The organism is Streptomyces sp. NPDC048392 (assembly GCF_043200575.1).
Lineage (GTDB): Bacteria > Actinomycetota > Actinomycetes > Streptomycetales > Streptomycetaceae > Streptomyces.
In genome coordinates, this window is the sequence record NZ_JBICYB010000029.1 from 20,027 (window position 1) to 37,762 (window position 17,736).

Annotated in this window: 14 protein-coding genes, 2 pseudogenes and 1 riboswitch; of the genes and pseudogenes, 9 read left to right on the forward strand and 7 right to left on the reverse strand. The window is 70.3% G+C overall.

Going from position 1 to position 17,736, the window contains the following annotated elements:
* Positions 1-71: 71 nt before the first annotated feature.
* Positions 72-1,547: a sensor histidine kinase gene (locus tag ACGFYH_RS28750; protein WP_393806089.1), complete on the reverse strand. Its 1,476-nt coding sequence runs from the start codon at positions 1,545-1,547 to the stop codon at positions 72-74.
* 427 nt (positions 1,548-1,974) lie between these two features.
* Positions 1,975-2,593: pseudogene (locus ACGFYH_RS28755) on the reverse strand (TetR/AcrR family transcriptional regulator).
* On the opposite strand from ACGFYH_RS28755, the pseudogene ACGFYH_RS28760 reads away from it, so the two are divergent.
* Both ACGFYH_RS28760 and nagB read left to right on the forward strand, forming a co-directional pair.
* Positions 2,537-2,971, forward strand: a pseudogene (locus ACGFYH_RS28760) (SDR family oxidoreductase); the annotation flags it as partial. The pseudogenes ACGFYH_RS28755 and ACGFYH_RS28760 sit on opposite strands and share 57 nt — an antisense overlap.
* Before the next feature lie 158 nt (positions 2,972-3,129).
* The gene (nagB, locus tag ACGFYH_RS28765) at positions 3,130-3,915 is read left to right on the forward strand and encodes a glucosamine-6-phosphate deaminase (protein ID WP_393806090.1); all 786 of its coding nucleotides are present in this window, start codon (positions 3,130-3,132) and stop codon (positions 3,913-3,915) included.
* 321 nt (positions 3,916-4,236) lie between these two features.
* On the opposite strand, the gene ACGFYH_RS28770 is transcribed toward nagB, so the two are convergent.
* The 4 genes from ACGFYH_RS28770 to ACGFYH_RS28785 all read right to left on the reverse strand — a co-directional run bounded on the left by ACGFYH_RS28770 (position 4,237) and on the right by ACGFYH_RS28785 (position 8,924).
* Positions 4,237-5,727 carry a glycoside hydrolase family 3 protein gene (locus tag ACGFYH_RS28770; RefSeq protein WP_393806091.1) on the reverse strand — a complete coding sequence of 497 codons (1,491 nt, stop codon included), beginning with the start codon at positions 5,725-5,727 and terminating at the stop codon, positions 4,237-4,239.
* Between the two features lie 8 nt (positions 5,728-5,735).
* Entirely contained in the window at positions 5,736-6,566 is an 831-nt protein-coding gene (locus ACGFYH_RS28775) for a carbohydrate ABC transporter permease (RefSeq protein WP_393806092.1), read from the reverse strand.
* Positions 6,563-7,549: a carbohydrate ABC transporter permease gene (locus ACGFYH_RS28780; protein WP_393806093.1), complete on the reverse strand. Its 987-nt coding sequence runs from the start codon at positions 7,547-7,549 to the stop codon at positions 6,563-6,565. Before ACGFYH_RS28780 ends, ACGFYH_RS28775 begins: the two co-directional genes overlap by 4 nt.
* Positions 7,550-7,646: 97 nt before the next feature.
* On the reverse strand, positions 7,647-8,924 hold the full coding sequence (locus tag ACGFYH_RS28785; protein ID WP_393806094.1) for an extracellular solute-binding protein: 1,278 nt from the start codon (positions 8,922-8,924) through the stop codon (positions 7,647-7,649).
* A gap of 453 nt (positions 8,925-9,377) precedes the next feature.
* On the opposite strand from ACGFYH_RS28785, the gene ACGFYH_RS28790 reads away from it, so the two are divergent.
* The 6 genes from ACGFYH_RS28790 to ACGFYH_RS28815 all read left to right on the forward strand — a co-directional run bounded on the left by ACGFYH_RS28790 (position 9,378) and on the right by ACGFYH_RS28815 (position 16,516).
* Positions 9,378-10,142: a GntR family transcriptional regulator gene (locus tag ACGFYH_RS28790; RefSeq protein ID WP_217167591.1), complete on the forward strand. Its 765-nt coding sequence runs from the start codon at positions 9,378-9,380 to the stop codon at positions 10,140-10,142.
* Positions 10,143-10,288: 146 nt separating this feature from the next.
* Positions 10,289-10,564, forward strand: coding sequence for a DUF3311 domain-containing protein (locus ACGFYH_RS28795; RefSeq protein ID WP_393806095.1), 276 nt, complete (start codon positions 10,289-10,291; stop codon positions 10,562-10,564).
* Positions 10,561-12,171 carry a monocarboxylate uptake permease MctP gene (gene mctP, locus ACGFYH_RS28800; protein WP_393806096.1) on the forward strand — a complete coding sequence of 537 codons (1,611 nt, stop codon included), beginning with the start codon at positions 10,561-10,563 and terminating at the stop codon, positions 12,169-12,171. The genes ACGFYH_RS28795 and mctP overlap by 4 nt, the downstream gene beginning before the upstream one ends.
* A 73-nt stretch (positions 12,172-12,244) precedes the next feature.
* Positions 12,245-12,751: a GNAT family N-acetyltransferase gene (locus tag ACGFYH_RS28805; RefSeq protein WP_393806097.1), complete on the forward strand. Its 507-nt coding sequence runs from the start codon at positions 12,245-12,247 to the stop codon at positions 12,749-12,751.
* A 113-nt stretch (positions 12,752-12,864) separates the two neighbouring features.
* Positions 12,865-12,963: riboswitch (cobalamin riboswitch) on the forward strand.
* A gap of 146 nt (positions 12,964-13,109) precedes the next feature.
* The gene (locus tag ACGFYH_RS28810) at positions 13,110-15,503 is read left to right on the forward strand and encodes a ribonucleoside-diphosphate reductase subunit alpha (protein ID WP_393806098.1); all 2,394 of its coding nucleotides are present in this window, start codon (positions 13,110-13,112) and stop codon (positions 15,501-15,503) included.
* Complete coding sequence (locus tag ACGFYH_RS28815) at positions 15,503-16,516, forward strand: ribonucleotide-diphosphate reductase subunit beta (protein ID WP_393806099.1); 1,014 nt, start codon at positions 15,503-15,505, stop codon at positions 16,514-16,516. Before ACGFYH_RS28810 ends, ACGFYH_RS28815 begins: the two co-directional genes overlap by 1 nt.
* Here ACGFYH_RS28815 and ACGFYH_RS28820 read toward each other — a convergent pair.
* Positions 16,429-16,674, reverse strand: a complete 246-nt coding sequence (locus tag ACGFYH_RS28820; protein ID WP_393806100.1) for a hypothetical protein — start codon at positions 16,672-16,674, stop codon at positions 16,429-16,431. The genes ACGFYH_RS28815 and ACGFYH_RS28820 overlap by 88 nt on opposite strands.
* Positions 16,675-16,766: 92 nt before the next feature.
* Between ACGFYH_RS28820 and ACGFYH_RS28825 the strand changes: the two genes are divergently transcribed.
* A complete protein-coding gene (locus ACGFYH_RS28825; protein WP_393806101.1) occupies positions 16,767-17,735 on the forward strand; it encodes a GlxA family transcriptional regulator in 969 nt (322 codons plus the stop codon).
* Position 17,736: the final 1 nt, after the last annotated feature.

The following is a 17,736-nucleotide window of genomic DNA, read 5'->3' on the forward strand; positions in this document are numbered from 1 at the left end:
CGAGCACTGGCCTCGGACCTTCACCGGTCCGGGGCTTTTTGCTGTGCGGACCGGCTTCTTCGTTTCGCTTCCTACTTGCGCGCGGGTACGGGGACGTTCAGGATCACCCGGGTGCCGCGCTCGGGGGCCGCGACCATGTCGAAGCTGCCGCCCAGCTCGCCCTCGACCAGGGTGCGGACGATCTGCAGGCCGAGATTGCCGGAGCGGTGCGGGTCGAAGCCTGCGGGCAGACCGACGCCGTCGTCCTGGACGGTGACCAGGAGCCGGGCCTCCTTGGCAGTACCGCCGCGGACCGCCGACACCTCGACCGTGCCGGTGTCGCCGTCCCGGAAGCCGTGTTCCAGCGCGTTCTGCAGGACCTCGGTCAGCACCATCGACAAGGGGGTCGCGACCTCGGCGTCCAGGATGCCGAAACGGCCGGTGCGCCGGCCGGTGACCTTGCCCGGCGAGATCTCCGCCACCATCGCCAGCACCCGGTCGGCGATCTCGTCGAACTCCACCCGCTCGTCCAGGTTCTGGGAGAGCGTCTCGTGCACGATCGCGATCGAGCCGACCCTGCGCACGGCCTCCTCCAGCGCCTCGCGGCCCCGGTCGGACTCGATGCGCCGGGCCTGGAGACGCAGCAGGGCGGCCACCGTCTGGAGGTTGTTCTTCACCCGGTGGTGGATCTCCCGGATGGTGGCGTCCTTGGTGATCAACTCGCGTTCCCGGCGACGCAGTTCCGTCACGTCGCGCAGGAGCACCAGCGAACCGATGCGCGTGCCCTTGGGCTTCAGCGGGATGGCGCGGAACTGGATCACCCCGTCGTGCGCCTCGATCTCGAACTCGCGCGGCGCCCAGCCGCTGGCCACCTTGGCGAGCGCCTCGTCCACCGGTCCGCGGGACGGGGCGAGTTCGGCGGTGGTCCGGCCCAGGTGATGGCCCACCAGGTCGGCGGCCAGGCCCATGCGGTGGTAGGCCGACAGGGCGTTCGGGGAGGCGTACTGGACGATGCCGTCCCCGTCGACCCGGATCAGGCCGTCGCCGACCCGGGGCGAGGCGTCCATGTCGACCTGCTGGTTCTCGAACGGGAAGGCACCGGCCGCGATCATCTGCGCGAGGTCCGAGGCGCTCTGCAGGTACGTCAGCTCCAGGCGGCTCGGCGTGCGCACGGTGAGCAGGTTGGTGTTGCGGGCGATGACGCCCAGCACGCGTCCCTGACGGCGTACGGGGATGGACTCGACCCGGACCGGGACCTCCTCGCGCCACTCGGGGTCGCCCTCGCGCACGATCCGGCCCTCGTCCAGGGCGGCGTCCAGCATGGGGCGCCGGCCGCGCGGGACGAGGTGGCCGACCATGTCGTCCTGGTACGAGGTGGGGCCGGTGTTGGGCCGCATCTGGGCGACGGAGACGTAGCGCGTGCCGTCGCGGGTGGGCACCCACAGGACCAGGTCGGCGAAGGAGAGGTCGGAGAGAAGCTGCCACTCCGAGACCAGCAGATGGAGCCACTCGAGGTCGGAGTCGTCGAGCGCTGTGTGCTGGCGTACGAGTTCGTTCATGGAGGGCACGGAGCTGAGCGTACCTGGCGGTACGGACAGCGATCGAAACCAGCCACTCCTCACCGCTTCCCCGCTCCCGGAGCGGCCGGGAGAACCCCGGAGACACCCGCGGGCCGCGGCGCCTGGGAGGGACCCTCAGCCCTCCCGGCACCGCAGCCCCGAGCAACATCGGCCGTGGGGTGTGCGGTCCCGGTCGGCCGAAGGATGAGGAGCCGGGGCAGTCAGGGCAGAGAGCTCCGGTTCCTCGGTCCGTCCTCCTGTGCGGGGAGGGCGGAAGCCTGGCGATCACCTTGCGTGAGCGACACGGTCGGTGCCTCGGTGACCATTGTGGACTAGACCACTAACCGTGTCCATGCGGTGGACGTTGTTTGTTGTTGGTGGGTTCTGCCGACTGTACCGACATCCGAGCAGCCGCCAGAAGCCTAACCCTGTTGGCTCACACGCGGGGCCAGACCGCCAGGGCAATTTCCGCGAAGGCTTCCGGCTCCGTCCGGCTCGCGCCGTCGCGCGCCTGCTGGGACATGCCCTGGATCATCGCGCCGGTGTACCGGGCGAGGCCGGCGGCGTCGGTGTCCGGCGGCAGTACGCCCTTCTCCACGTCGGCCCCGATCCGGCTCTCGATCGCGGCGATGTTGGCGTTGCGCCTGCCCCGCAGGGACTGCCCGACCTCGGCGGTCGCGCAGCCGGCGGCCGCGTGGACGACGAGGCAGCCGGGCGCCGGCCGGGGGCCGTGTACTCGGCGGCGGCCTCGCGCAGCATCCTCACCACGCCCGCCCCGCGCGGTCGCCTCCTCCGCGAGGGCACGGTCACCGAAGGAGCCGTACCGCACGCCGTACTCCTGGACGACCTCCTCGAAGAGCGAACGCTTGTCGCCGAAGGCGGCGTAGAGGCTCGGGGCGCGGCGTAGAGGCTCGGGGCGCGGCGTAGAGGCTCGGGGCGCCGATGTCCACGACCCGCGTCAGGCCGGAGACGGACGTGGCCTCGCAACCGTGTTCCCGGAAGGCGACGCGCTCTTCACGGTCAACGTGAAGGCGCCGTTCTTCATCCTCAAGCACGGGATGGGGCGGCTGCGCGACGGCGGCCGGGTCGTCAACATCTCTTCGGGGCCGGCCCGTACGGCGGTGACGCCGGACAGCATGGCGTACGCGATGACGAAGGGCGCGCTGGAGGTGCTCTCGCGCGACCTCTCCAAGGTGCTCGGCGCCCGCGGCATCACGGTGAGCTCGGTGGCGCCCGGCATCATCGACACGGACAGCACCGCAGCACTGCTGTACGGAAGCGCGGACGGCTGGGAGCGGGCGGCGGCGCTCTCCGCGCTGGGCGGGGTGGGGGTGCCGGCCGAAGTGGCCGACGTGGTCGCGTTCCTCGCCTCGCACGCGGGCCGATGGGTGACGGGAAGCTGGGTGGACGCCACGGGAGATTCACTGACCTGACGCCGCGGCGGTCGCACCACCACCCACGCCACCGTCCGCGCCACCACCCACCCGGCCGTTTCGACGCGCCCGCATGGCCCCCCTCTGTTAGATTGGTCTAAACCACATAGCCAGTCCCGGGCCCCGGGTGAGTCCTCTCTTCGAAACGGCAGGCCAGCGTGGAAGTTGTCATCGTTCCCGATGCCAAGGCGGGCGGCGAACTCATAGCCGAGGCCATGGCGCAGCTGCTCCGGCGCAAGCCCGACGCCCTGCTCGGGGTGGCCACCGGCTCGACGCCGCTGCCCGTGTACGAGGCACTGGCGGCCAAGGTGCGCTCGGGTGCCGCGGACACCGCGCGGGCGCGGATCGCCCAGCTCGACGAGTACGCGGGGCTGCCCGCGGAGCACCCGGAGTCGTACCGCTCGGTGCTGCGGCGCGAGGTGCTCGAACCACTGGGGATCGACATGGACGCGTTCATGGGCCCCGACGGGACGGCCGCGGACGTGCAGAGCGCGTGCGAAGCCTACGACCGGGCGCTGAGCGGGGCCGGAGGGGTCGACCTCCAACTGCTGGGCATCGGCACGGACGGTCACATCGGTTTCAACGAGCCGTGCTCCTCGCTCGCCTCACGGACGCGGATCAAGACCCTGACCGAGCAGACCCGCGTCGACAACGCGCGCTTCTTCGAGGGCGACATCGAGCAGGTGCCGCACCACGTGATCACACAGGGCATCGGCACCATCCTGGAGGCCCGGCACCTGGTACTGCTCGCCACCGGTGAGGGCAAGGCGGACGCGGTGGCCGCCAGCGTCGAGGGACCCGTCGCGGCCGTGTGTCCGGCCTCCGCCCTGCAACTGCACCCGCACGCCACGGTCGTCGTCGACGAGGCCGCCGCCTCCAAGCTGAAGCTCGCCGACTACTTCCGGCACACCTACGCCCACAAGCCGGACTGGCAGGGCATCTGACCCGTCCCGTCCGAGCCCCCCGTGGCGGCCGGCCGCCCACGCGCGAAAGGCGCCGGATCCCCTCGCCGGGACCCGGCGCCTTCGTCGTCTCGCCGGCCGCACCCGCACCCCGGCGGGCCACCTCACCGGAACCACGGGTGCGCCCGTCCAGAGTCCGCGACGCCGGCCCGCTCCGCGGAGCCGTGACACCGCCACCCTGCCCGGCGGGCGGACCGACGTGCCGGGCGGAGCTCCTCGCCGCAAGCCCGGGCGCGGCCCACGCACGCCGATGGCGCCGGTCCGCCGCGGGACCGGCGCCGTCGGTGGGCGGCGGGGTGTTCGTCAGGCGCCCGCGATGGCCTCCGCCGCCGCTCGGCCGCAGACGCGGGCCGCGCCGTGGGTGGCCAGGTGGAGGGCGCCGCGGGGTTCGGCGCGCGGGACGCCCATCTCGACGACGATCGTGTCGGGGCGGGCCGCCAGCAGGGCGTCGAGAGCCGCCGCCATCCAGGGGTGGCGGTGCTCGTCGCGGACGACGGCGACGATGCGGCGGGGGCCCGCCGCGGCCAGCGCCTCGCCTCCGGCGCCGGCTCCGTTGAAGCTGCCGGTCTCGGTGCCCGGAAGCAGGCGGAAGAGCTCGGCGGCGATACCCCAGGGGGTCTCGTCGCCGACCGCGATGTTCGCCACGGGGGTGAGGGCGGCGACGTACGGCGGTTCGGTGAGCGGGGTGAAGTCCCCGGCGGCGGTGACCCGCAGAGCGCGGCGGGCCGCACGCAGGCCCACGTCACCGTCGGCGGTGTCCCCGGCCCGGGCGTCCGGCCGGTTCGCCGCGGTCCAGCGGGACAGGGCGCGGACGCGTTCCGCTGCGTCGGCCAGGCGCTCCTCGGGCAGCTCGCCCGTGTGGACGGCCTCGACCAGCGCGTCGCTCAACCGCCGTACGGTGCCCTCGTCGGACAGGCCGCCGCCCACGCAGATCGCGTCGGCGCCGGCCGCGACGGCCAGGACGCTGCCGCGTTCGATGCCGTACGTGCCCGCGATGGCGCGCATCTCGATGCCGTCGGTGACGATGAGCCCGTCGTAGCCCAGCTCGCCCCTGAGCAGGTCGGTCAGGATGCGGCGGGACAACGTCGCCGGGCGGTCCGGGTCCAGGGCCGGGACCAGGATGTGAGCGCTCATCACCGCGCGGCTGCCGGCCGCGACGGCCGCGCGGAACGGGACCAGGTCGCGTTCGGCCAGCACGTCGGCGTCGACGTCGATGAGCGGCACGGCGTGGTGGGAGTCGATGCCCGTGTCGCCGTGGCCCGGGAAGTGCTTGGTGCAGGTGGCCACGCCCGCGGACTGCATGCCGGTGACGTAGGCGGCGGTGTGCCGGGCGACCAGGTCGGTGCCGGCGCCGAAGGAGCGCACGCCGATGACCGGGTTGTCCGGGTTCGAGTTCACGTCGGCGGACGGGGCCCAGTTGAAGTTGACGCCCGAGGCGGCGAGCCGGCGGCCCAGTTCCGCGGCCACCGCCCGGGTCAGCCCGACGTCGTCCACCGCGCCGAGGGCGTGGTTGCCGGGGAAGGAGGAGCCGGTGCGCACCTCCAACCGGGTGACGTCACCGCCCTCCTCGTCGATCGCGACCAGCACGTCCTCGCGCTCGGCGCGCAGCTGCGCGGTCAGGGCCGCCACCTGCTCGGGCGAGGTGACGTTGCGCCCGAACAGGGCGACGGACGCCAGCCCTTCGCCGAGTCGGCGCAGCAGCCAGTCGGGGGCGGTGGTGCCGGCGAAGCCGGGCTGGAGGACCGTGAGCGCGTCGCGCGTGAGGGTGTCGGTGGCCCTGGCGATGGTCGTCATCGGTGGCGTTATCCCTTCACGGCACCGGCGGTCAGGCCGCTGACGGCCTTGCGCTGGAGGAAGACGAAGAGGATCAGGATCGGGACGGCGAAGAGGGACGAGGCCGCCATGGTCGCACCCCAGTCGTCGCCGAACTGGGTCTGGAAGCTGGACAGCCACAGAGGCAGCGTCTGGGCCTCGGCGTCCTTGTTGAGCACCAGGACCAGGGCGAACTCGTTCCACGCGGTGATGAAACCGAACAGCGAGGTGGACATCAGACCCGGCGCGAGCAGGGGCAGGATGACCCGGCGGAACGCCTGGGCGCGGGTGCAGCCGTCGACCATCGCCGACTCCTCCAGCTCCTTCGGCACCGCGGCGACGAAGCCGCGCAGCGTCAGGATGGTGAAGGGCAGGATCATCATCATGTAGAAGAGGGTCAGCGGCACGAGACTGTTCAGCATCGACGCGTCCCGCACGATCATGTACATCGCGATGATCATGACTTCCCAGGGCGCCATCTGGGCCAGCATGAAGCCGATGACGAAGCCGCGCCGGCCCTTGAAGCGCATGCGCGCCAGGGCGAAGGAGCCGGCCAGCGCGATGACCAGCGAGAAGACCACGGCCAGCACGGTGACCGTCAGCGAGTTGGTGACGTACGTCCAGAAGTGGTCGACGTCGGTCGCGGTCCTGAAATGTTCGAAGGTGACCTCGGTCGGGAACCAGACCGGGTCCTCCGAGAGGATGTCGCCGGTCGGCTTGAGGGCCGTGGCGAACATCCAGTACACGGGGAAGACGAAGCCGATGAACAGGACGACGGCCGTGGCGTTGGGCCACAGGCGGCCGAAGAGCGAGCGCTTCACAGCTCGTCCTCCCCTTGCTTGAGCACGATCCTGAGGTAGTAGGCAGTCAGGCCGAGCAGGATCAGGATGGTCAGTACGGCGATCGCCGCGCCCATGCCGTAGTGCTGGTTGCCGACGCCCTCGACGTAGGCGTAGACGGGCAGGATCTCCGTGAGCCGGTCCGGCCCGCCCTCGTTGATGAGGTAGACCTGTACGAACGCCTTGAACACCCAGATGACCTCGAGGAAGGTCGTCGCGTAGAGGAACGGCCGCAGGAACGGCATGGTGACCGTGGTGAAGCTCCGCCAGGCGCCGGCGCCGTCGAGGGACGCGGCCTCGTAGAGCTCCTTCGGGATGGTGGTGGTCGCCGCGTAGAGGTTGATCGCGACGAACGGGATGGACATCCACACGATCAGCAGGATGACGACGAAGAACGTCGACATCTGGCTGCTGGTCCAGCTGTAGTCGGCCATGGAGTGCCAGCCGAGCTTGTCCAGGACCCAGTTGACGACGCCGAAGCGCTGGGCGAACAGCCACTTGTAGACGGTGGTGGCGGCCACGATCGGCATGGCCCAGGCCAGTACCAGGCCCAGCAGCAGCGTGAACCGCATGCGCTTGCCCAGGCGGGCGAGCAGCAGGCCGACCAGGGTGCCCAGACCCATGATCAGGACGACGTTGACCGCCGTGAACAGGATCGAGCGGAGGGTGACCCGCCAGAAGTCCTCGCTGGCGAGGGTCTCCTGGTAGTTGTCGACCCCGTTCCACTCGGTGACGTGCTGGATCAGCTGCCCCATGTTGAGGTTCTGGAAGGACAGCAGCAAGTCCTTCAGCAGTGGCCAGCCGAGCAGCAGCACGGTGGCCGCGCAGGCGGGCAGCAGCAACAGGTACGGGGTGAGCGCGCCGGCACGGGACGCGGCTCTCTTGGCCGGTCCGCCGGATGCCCCGCCGTCCGTCTTGCGGACGTCCGCCGGGCCCGAGGGCGGCCGTTCGGTCTGCACGGTCATGCTCGCGTTCTCTCTTCTCGACCTGTCTACGTCGACCCGCGTACGGTCGCCGGGGCGGGGGCCGTCGTACGGCTGCCCCGCCCCGGCCGACCCCGTGTTACTGCTGCTGCGACAGGCGCTTGTTGAACTCGCCCTCGACCTGCTCGGCCGCCTCGGCCGGGGACTTCCCGTTCAGCACGGCGGTCATGTAGGTCTTGATCGGGTTGGGCGGGTTCTCGACCGCGGCCCACTCCGGGATCAGCGGCGTGGTGCCACCGCCGGCGGCGGCCGGTGCGGCGGCCTCGGCGGCGGCGTTGCCCTTCAGATTGCTCTGCAGCGCGTCCTTGTTGGGGATGACGCCGTTGGCCTTGGCCAGCGCACCCTCGTTCTTGTCGGACAGCGTGATCTTCAGGAACTCCTTGGCGAGGTCCTGCCTCTTGCTGCCCGCGGCGACGGCGAGGTTGGAGCCGCCGAGGAAGACGCCCTCGGGCTTGTCCGCGGTCTCACCCGGGATGGTGAAGTAGCCGAGGTCCTTCTCGATCGCCGGGTTGGCCTCGATCGCGATGCCGGCTTCCCAGCCCATGCCGATGAACGCGCCGGTCTTGCCCTTGGCGAAGACCTCACCCTGCTGCGGGGTGGCCTCGTCCTTGTCCTTGGGCGCCTTGGACAGCGCCTGGAACTTCTTGTAGGTCTCCATCGCCGCGGTGATCTTCGGGTCGTCGAGGTTGGAGACGTACTTGTCGCCGTCCTTCTTGACCAGTTCGGCACCCTCGCCGATCGCCAGGCCGACGAAGTGGTACCAGTTCTGGCCCGGCAGGTAGATCGGCTCGGCGTCGGTCTTGTCACCGATGGTCTTGAGGTCGTTGTAGAACTCGTCGCGGGTCTTGGGAAGCTCCTTGATCCCCGCGTCGGCCCAGACCTTCTTGTTGTAGACGACCACACGGTTGACCACGAACCAGGGAGCCGCGTACTGCTTGCCGTCGAACACCGACGACTCGTTGAGGGACTCGGACCAGTCGGCGCCGATCGAGCTCTTCAGGTCGGCCAGGTCGGCGAGACCGCCGGTCTTCGCGTAGGCCGGCGTCTGGGTGTTGCCGATCTCGAAGACGTCCGGCGGGTTCTCCTCGGACAGGGCGGTGGTCAGCTTCTGCTGGATGCCGTTCCACTGCTGAACCTCGAATTTGACCTTGGCCTTGGTCTTCGCCTCGAACTCCGCGGCGACGTCCTTCTGCCACTGGTCCGGCGAAGACCCGTCCATCACCCACACGGTGAGCGTCTCACCGGCGTAGCCGTCCGCTCCGGCCTTCTTGCCGTCGTCGTCGCTGTCGCCCCCGCATGCCGCGATCGAGACCATCATGCCCGCGATACCGATCGCGGCTATCAGCTTGCGCTTCACGCCATCCTCCTCAGGGATGCCACACAACCCCCCTGCCTCCCCGCGGTTGCTCGTCGACGCGGACCGCCCATGGGGCCGGGACCTGGACCAATGGTGTAGACCAGTAGGGGGAGCTTGGCCCAGACCAATAGGACTGTCAAGGGTGTTCAAACTCAGTCCGGCCGTCCGTGATGCGACCGAGATATGCAGGGACCTTTCATTGCGCAAGCCACAGATCGGGCGCGCCGCGGCCGGGTGTACCACCGCCCACCGCGCGACGTGCCGGTACGGTTCCGAACGCGCGTACCAGCGACGCCGGACCCGCCTGTGGACTAGACCAAGGGGGGTCTCGGAGGTATACAGAAGGGATCACGGAGCGTGCGGGGCCATCCCGGCACGAAGCCGTGCCACGATGTGGGCCGTGGCCGACAGGGATAGCGGTCGCTTCGGCACCCGGAGCCGGGAAGGCAGAGCATGAGCACCGACGTCAGCAGTGCGGAGAACGAGGGTGGGGCGACCGTCCGTACCGCGCGCGTGCCCAAGTACTACCGTCTGAAGAAGCATCTGCTCGACATGACCCGGACCCAGACACCGGGCACGCCGGTCCCGCCGGAGCGCACACTGGCCGCCGAGTTCGACACCTCGCGCACGACGGTGCGCCAGGCCCTGCAGGAGCTGGTCGTCGAGGGCCGCCTGGAGCGCATCCAGGGCAAGGGCACGTTCGTCGCCAAGCCCAAGGTGTCGCAGGCGCTGCAACTCACCTCGTACACCGAGGACATGCGGGCCCAGGGCCTCGAACCCACCTCGCAGCTGCTGGACATCGGCTACATCACCGCCGACGACCGCCTCGCCGGGCTGCTGGACATCACGGCCGGCGGCCGGGTGCTGCGGATCGAGCGGCTGCGCATGGCCAACGCGGAGCCGATGGCGATCGAGACCACCCACCTCAGCGCGAAGCGCTTCCCGGCCCTGCGCCGCTCCCTGGTGAAGTACACGTCCCTCTACACCGCGCTCGCCGAGGTGTACGACGTCCATCTCGCCGAGGCCGAGGAGACCATCGAGACCTCCCTGGCGACCCCGCGCGAGGCCGGCCTGCTCGGCACCGACGTGGGACTGCCGATGCTGATGCTCTCCCGGCACTCGCAGGACCGCACCGGCCAGCCGGTGGAGTGGGTGCGGTCGGTGTACCGGGGCGACCGCTACAAGTTCGTAGCACGCCTCAAGCGCCCCCAGGACTAGGGCATGTCCGGCACACCTCCCCTCGGGTAGGCGTGAAGTTGCAGTTGAGGACCGATATACGGACGAGGTCTTCCGCTGTCTTGACACCGTCACCTACATTTCGTGCGCACTGCACGAGGTGATCAGCGAGGGGACGGAGCCGCCGCATGTCAGAAGACCCTGAAGTCAGCAGAGAGCCGGTGGTGACGCCGGTCCGCGTCGTCATCGGCCTCTGCCTCGTCGCACCGTTCGTCGCCATGCTGTGGGTCGGTTCGTACACGAAGACCGACCCGGCCTTCATCGGCATCCCGTTCTTCTACTGGTACCAGATGGCGTGGGTGCTGATCTCCACCGTGCTGACGGTGACCGCGTACAAGCTGTGGCAGCACGACCAGCGCGGGCGCGCCGCCCACTCCGCCGCGAACGGCGGTGAGTCGCGATGAACGACGGCGTGAACGGCGTCGCACTCGCCGTCTTCATCTTCTTCTTCATCCTGGTCACCGCCATGGGCTTCCTGGCCGCCCGCTGGCGCCGGGCCGAGAACGAGCACAGCCTCGACGAGTGGGGCCTCGGCGGCCGCTCCTTCGGCACCTGGGTCACCTGGTTCCTGCTGGGCGGCGACCTGTACACGGCGTACACGTTCGTCGCCGTCCCGGCGGCGATCTACGCGGCGGGCGCGTCCGGCTTCTTCGCGGTGCCCTACACGATCCTGGTCTACCCGCTGATCTTCACCTTCCTGCCGCGGCTGTGGTCGGTCTCGCACAAGCACGGGTACGTGACGACCTCGGACTTCGTGCGCGGCCGGTTCGGCTCCAAGGGCCTGTCGCTGGCGGTGGCCGTCACCGGCATCCTGGCGACCATGCCCTACATCGCGCTCCAGCTGGTCGGCATCCAGGCCGTCCTCGACGTGATGGGCGTCGGCGGCGGCGAGGACACCAACTGGTTCGTCAAGGACCTGCCCCTGCTGATCGCCTTCGGTGTGCTGGCGGCGTACACCTATTCGTCGGGTCTGCGCGCGCCCGCGCTGATCGCGTTCGTGAAGGACACCCTGATCTACATCGTCATCGCGGTGGCGATCATCTACATCCCGATCAAGCTGGGCGGCTTCGACGACATCTTCGCGTCGGCGAGCGACAAGTTCACCGAGTCGGGCAAGGGCGGAGTGGTGCCGGCCGCGGGGGGCCAGTGGACGTACGCGACCCTCGCTCTCGGCTCGGCGCTCGCGCTCTTCATGTACCCGCACTCGATCACCGCCACGCTGTCCTCGCGCAGCCGTGAGGTGATCCGCCGCAACACCACGATCCTGCCGCTGTACTCCCTGATGCTGGGCCTGCTCGCGCTGCTGGGCTTCATGGCGATCGCGGCGGGGGTCAAGGTGGAGAACGGCCAGCTGGCGATCCCGCAGCTGTTCGAGAACATGTTCCCGGACTGGTTCGCGGGCGTGGCCTTCGCGGCGATCGGCATCGGCGCCCTGGTCCCGGCGGCGATCATGTCGATCGCCGCCGCGAACCTCTTCACCCGCAACATCTACAAGGACTTCATCAAGCCGGACGCCACGCCGCAGCAGGAGACGAAGGTCTCCAAGCTGGTGTCGCTGCTGGTGAAGGTGGGTGCGCTGATCTTCGTCCTGGGCATGGACAAGACCGTCGCGATCAACTTCCAGCTGCTGGGCGGCATCTGGATCCTGCAGACCTTCCCGGCCCTGGTCGGCGGCCTGTTCACCCGCTGGTTCCACCGCTGGGCGCTGCTCGGCGGCTGGGCGGTCGGCATGGTCTACGGCACGGTCGCCGCCTACGGCGTGGCCTCGCCCACGCAAGCGCACTTCGGCGGCTCCTCCAAGGAGATCCCCGGCATCGGCGAGATCGGGTACATCGGTCTCACCGCCTTCGTGCTGAACGTCCTGGTCACCGTGGTCCTGACCTTCGTCCTGCGGACACTCAAGGCGCCCGACGGCATCGACGAGACCAGGCCGGGCGACTACACGGTGGACGCCGGTGACCCCGGTGTCCAGGTGGAACTGCCGCCGGCCACGGCGGGCAGCTCGCACTGACCCCTGGTCGAAAGCGGGCCGCCGGAGAGAATCCGGCGGCCCGTTGTCGTACCCGTCGGGCACACTCGGCGTCATGGACTTCGAGATCCGGCGGGCGAGGGCCGAGGAGTACGACACTCTCGGCCAGATCACCGCGCAGGCCTACCTGCGCGACGGCCTCCTCGACTTCGGGGAGAGCGACGCGTACCTGGACGAGCTGCGCGACGTGGCCAAGCGGGCGAAGGCCGCTGAGGTGCTGGTCGCCGCGGCGGGCTGCCGGGTGCTCGGCGGCGTGACCTTCGTGCCGTCCGGCGGCCCCATGGCGGACATCGCCCGGCCGGGCGAGGCCGAGATACGCATGCTCGCCGTCGCCCGCGACGCACGCGGCCGCGGTGCCGGCGAGGCCCTCGTGCGGGCCTGTGTCGACCGCGCCCGGACCGTCGATGGCTGTGGGGGCGTCGTGCTGTCGACCCAGCGCACCATGCGCACCGCCCACCGCCTCTACGAGCGCCTGGGCTTCGCCCGCACGCCCGACCGCGACTGGAATCCGCTGCCGGAGCTGGACGACATCATCCTCCTCACCTATGAACTGACGCTCTGACAACGGCGCGACGACAGCCGGGCACCACACCCGGACACCACACCGGACACAACATCTGGGGGTGCTGGCGGAGTCCGGCACAAGATGTATGCTCATGCTCGCTGTCGCCGCAGGGGAATCCGGTGCGAATCCGGAACTGTCCCGCAACGGTGTACACGCGTGTTCCCGTGCGCCCGCGTACGTCCGGGACACGTGTGTCCAGTCCGAGGACCTGCCGACAGTGCGCCCGGCCGTCCCGGTCCGGGTGCCATGACGTCCGGGCCTCGTGGAGTGGGCCGGTGGACGCGACCGCCGTGCGCGCTCGTGTGCTGCCCGCTGCCCTCCGCCAGGCCCCGTGCCGAGCGAGGGAGTGCCCCACGTGACCATCGCGCCAACCGACCCGGCTTCAGCGGCCCCGGTGACGACCTCAGCGACCCCGGTGGCGGTGACCGGGGAAACCGACGGACCCGGTACCGCCCTGCTGCGCACCCTGACCGGGCTGACCGCCGACCTCCCCGACGCCGACCCCGGCCGGGTGGCCGCCGCCGCGTTGCGCGGCCGGTCCGCCCGCGCGGACGAGGCCGAGCTGCGCGAGCTGGCCACGGAGGCGGCCGCCGGCCTGATCTCCGAGGACCCGGTCTACTCCCGGCTGGCCGCCCGGCTGCTGACCCTCGGTATCCGCGCCGAGGCCGCCACCCAGGGTGTCGTCACCTTCACCGACTCGGTCGCCACCGGCCATCGCGAGGGCCTGATCGCCGACCGCACCGCCGAGTTCGTACGACTGCACGCCGACCGGCTGGACGCGCTGATCGACCCGGCCGCCGACGACCGCTTCGGCTACTTCGGGCTGCGCACCCTGTACAGCCGCTACCTGCTCCGCCACCCGATCACCCGCGAAGCCGTCGAGACCCCCCAGCACTTCCTGCTGCGCGTGGCCGCCGGACTCGCCGAGGACGACACCGCACGGTCCGTGGACGAGGTCGCCGCGCTCTACGGACTGATGAGCCGCCTGGACTACCTCCCCTCCTCCCCCACCCTCTTCAACTCCGGCACCCGGCACGCACAGATGTCGTCCTGCTACCTCCTGGACTCCCCCAAGGACGAGCTGGACTCCCTCTACGACCGCCTCCACCAGGTGGCCCGGCTGTCCAAGCACGCCGGCGGCATCGGCATCGCCTACTCACGCGTCCGCGCCCGGGGTTCACTGATCCGCGGCACCAACGGGCACTCCAACGGCATCGTCCCCTTCCTGAAGACGCTCGACGCCTCGGTCGCCGCCGTCAACCAGGGCGGCCGGCGCAAAGGCGCGGCGGCGGTCTACCTGGAGACCTGGCACGCGGACATCGAGGAGTTCCTGGAGCTGCGGGACAACACCGGTGAGGACGCCCGCCGTACGCACAACCTGAACCTCGCGCACTGGGTGCCGGACGAGTTCATGCGCCGGGTGGATGCGGACGGGGCCTGGTCGCTGTTCTCGCCCGCCGACGTGCCCGAGCTGGTGGACCTGTGGGGCGAGGAGTTCGACGCGGCCTATCGCAGGGCGGAGGAGACCGGGCTCGCCCGCAGGACGCTGCCCGCCCGTGAGCTGTACGGCCGCATGATGCGCACCCTCGCGCAGACCGGCAACGGGTGGATGACCTTCAAGGACACCGCCAACCGGACGGCGAACCAGACCGCGACCCCCGGCCATGTCGTCCACTCCTCCAATCTCTGCACGGAGATCATCGAGGTCACCGACGACGGGGAGACGGCGGTGTGCAACCTGGGCTCGGTCAACCTCGGCGCGTTCGTCGACCCGGCGTCCGGCGGCATGGACTGGAAGCGGCTGGACGCCGCCGTCCGCACGGCCGTCACCTTCCTGGACCGGGTCGTCGACGTCAACTTCTACCCGACCGGGCAGGCGGGCCGCTCCAACGCCCGCTGGCGCCCGGTCGGCCTGGGCGCGATGGGCCTCCAGGACGTCTTCTTCCGGCTGCGCCTGCCCTTCGACTCCCCCGAGGCCGAGGCCCTCTCCACGCGGATCGCCGAGCGGATCATGCTCGCCGCGTACGAGACCTCGGCCGACCTCGCCGAGCGGAACGGCCCGCTGCCGGCCTGGGAGAAGACCCGCACCGCCCAGGGCGTGCTGCACCCCGACCACTACGGCGTCGAAACCACCTGGCCGGAGCGCTGGGCGGCCCTGCGCGAGCGGATGGCCACCACCGGGCTGCGCAACTCGCTGCTCCTGGCGATCGCGCCGACCGCGACCATCGCGTCCATCGCGGGCGCCTACGAGTGCATCGAGCCGCAGGTGTCCAACCTGTTCAAGCGCGAGACCCTGTCCGGCGAGTTCCTGCAGGTCAACTCCTACCTGGTGGACGACCTCAAGCGGCTCGGCGTGTGGGACGCCCGCACCCGCGAGGCGCTGCGCGAGGCCAACGGTTCGGTGCAGGGCTTCACCTGGGTCCCCGAGGACGTCCGCGTGCTGTACCGCACCGCCTGGGAGATCCCGCAGCGCGGCCTGATCGACATGGCGGCCGCCCGCACTCCCTACCTCGACCAGGCCCAGTCGCTGAACCTGTTCCTGGAGACGCCGACCATCGGAAAGCTCTCCTCGATGTACGCGTACGCCTGGAAGCGGGGCCTGAAGACCACGTACTACCTGCGGTCCCGCCCGGCGACCCGCATCGCCCGCGCCGCCGGCCACGCCACCGTCCCCGTGCAGCCCTCCCCCGACCCCCAAGCGGAGGCCTGCTCCCTGGAGAACCCCGAGTCCTGCGAGGCCTGCCAGTAATGAACGACCACACGAAGAACCTGCTCGACCCGGGCTTCGAGCTGACGCTCCGCCCCATGCGCTACCCGGACTTCTACGAGCGCTACCGGGACGCCATCAAGAACACCTGGCACGTGGAGGAGGTCGACCTCCACTCGGACGTGGCGGACCTCGCCAGGCTCAGCCCCATGGAGCAGCACCTCATCGGCCGGCTGGTGGCCTTCTTCGCCACCGGTGACTCGATCGTCGCGAACAACCTGGTGCTGACCCTCTACAAGCACATCAACTCCCCCGAGGCGCGGCTGTACCTGTCCCGCCAGCTCTTCGAGGAGGCCGTCCACGTCCAGTTCTATCTGACGCTGCTCGACACCTACCTGCCCGACCCGGCGGACCGCACCGCCGCATTCGCGGCTGTGGAGAACATCCCCTCGATCCGCGAGAAGGCCGAGTTCTGCTTCAGGTGGATGGATTCGGTGGAGTCCGTCGACCGGCTGGAGACGCAGACCGACCGGCGCCGCTTCCTGCTCAACCTCATCTGTTTCGCCGCGTGCATCGAGGGCCTGTTCTTCTACGGCGCCTTCGCCTACGTCTACTGGTTCCGCAGCCGGGGTCTGCTGCACGGCCTGGCGACCGGCACCAACTGGGTGTTCAGGGACGAGACCATGCACATGTCCTTCGCCTTCGACGTCGTCGACACCGTGCGCAAGGAGGAGCCGGAGCTGTTCGACGACGCGCTCCAGCGGGAGGTCACCGACATGCTGCGGGAGGCCGTCGAGGCCGAGCTGCAGTTCGCGCGCGACCTGTGCGGTGACGGCCTCCCCGGCATGAACACCGACTCCATGCGGCAGTACCTGGAGTGCGTGGCCGACCAGCGTCTGACCCGGCTCGGCTTCGCCCCGGTGTACGGCTCCGAGAACCCCTTCTCCTTCATGGAGCTGCAGGGCGTTCAGGAGTTGACCAACTTCTTCGAGCGGCGTCCCTCGGCGTACCAGGTGGCGGTGGAGGGGACCGTCGACCTGGACGAGGACTTCTGAGCCCGCCTGTCCGCCCCGTCCCTCTCCTGGGCCTCCCTGATCCGACGGTCGACGCGCCGGTCGCGCACGATGCCGATCACCGAGGGGAGGACCATGAGGACGAGGAGTCCGAAGGTCGCGAGCATTCCGATCAGGGCTTCGATCTGGTTTCCGTTCATGACACTACTGTCGCGCCGGATACTCCTTACCGGGAGTGGCAGCACTGCCGTAGAGCCTCGATTTCCTGCCACTTCCGAGGCACACTGGCGGCATGCTGCGGAACGTGGCCGCCGTCCTGCTGGACGGCGTGCATCCATTCGAACTCGGCGTCGTCTGCGAGGTGTTCGGCATCGACCGGAGCGACGAGGGCCTGCCGGACTACGACTTCGCGGTGGTGTCGGCGGAGGGCCCGGCGCTGAGCACCCATGTCGGCGGGCTCTCGGTCTCCACGCCGTACGGTCTCGACCGGCTGGAGGAGGCCGACCTGATCACCGTGCCGGCCGGCAGCGACTTCGTCCGCCGGGAGTACCCGCCCGAGCTGCTGGACGCCCTGCGGCAGGCCGTGGACCGGGGCGCACGCGTGCTGAGCGTGTGCTCCGGGGCCTTCGTGCTGGGCGCCGCCGGACTGCTGGACGGGCGGCGGTGCGCGGTGCACTGGCACCACGCGGCCGAGCTGGGCCGGCAGTACCCGCGGGCGCAGGTCGAGCCGGACGTGCTCTACGTGGACGAGGACCCGGTGATCACCTCCGCCGGGACCGCCGCCGGCATCGACGCCTGTCTGCACATCGTCCGCAAGGAACAGGGGCCGGAGGTCGCCAACAAGATCGCCCGGCGCATGGTCGTGCCGCCGCACCGGGACGGCGGGCAGGCGCAGTACATCGAACGGCCGCTGCCGCGCTCCTCGTGCGACACCGTCGGCGAGGTGCTGGCCTGGATGGAGGAGCACCTCGACGAGGAGGTCACCGTCGAGCAGCTCGCGGCCCGGGCGCACATGTCCCCGCGCACCTTCGCCCGCCGCTTCCAGCAGGAGACGGGTACGACTCCCTACCGCTGGATCCTGCGCCAGCGCGTGCTGCTGGCCCAGCGGCTGCTGGAGGCGACGGACGAGACGATGGACACGATCGCCCGGCGCGCCGGATTCGGTACGGCGGCGGCCCTGAGGCACCAGTTCGTCAGGTCCCTGGGTACCACCCCGCACGCCTATCGGCGCACTTTCCGGGGCCCGGCGGCCGCCGCCTGAG

Coding starts and splice junctions, on each gene's coding strand:
- ACGFYH_RS28790 (WP_217167591.1), top strand. CDS start 9,378: ATGAGCACCGACGTCAGCAGTGCGGAGAACGAGGGTGGGGCGACCGTC.
- ACGFYH_RS28770 (WP_393806091.1), bottom strand. CDS start 5,727: ATGACGACCATCGCCAGGGCCACCGACACCCTCACGCGCGACGCGCTC.
- ACGFYH_RS28825 (WP_393806101.1), top strand. CDS start 16,767: ATGCTGCGGAACGTGGCCGCCGTCCTGCTGGACGGCGTGCATCCATTC.
- ACGFYH_RS28815 (WP_393806099.1), top strand. CDS start 15,503: ATGAACGACCACACGAAGAACCTGCTCGACCCGGGCTTCGAGCTGACG.
- ACGFYH_RS28795 (WP_393806095.1), top strand. CDS start 10,289: ATGTCAGAAGACCCTGAAGTCAGCAGAGAGCCGGTGGTGACGCCGGTC.
- ACGFYH_RS28820 (WP_393806100.1), bottom strand. CDS start 16,674: ATGAACGGAAACCAGATCGAAGCCCTGATCGGAATGCTCGCGACCTTC.
- mctP (WP_393806096.1), top strand. CDS start 10,561: ATGAACGACGGCGTGAACGGCGTCGCACTCGCCGTCTTCATCTTCTTC.
- ACGFYH_RS28780 (WP_393806093.1), bottom strand. CDS start 7,549: ATGACCGTGCAGACCGAACGGCCGCCCTCGGGCCCGGCGGACGTCCGC.
- ACGFYH_RS28805 (WP_393806097.1), top strand. CDS start 12,245: ATGGACTTCGAGATCCGGCGGGCGAGGGCCGAGGAGTACGACACTCTC.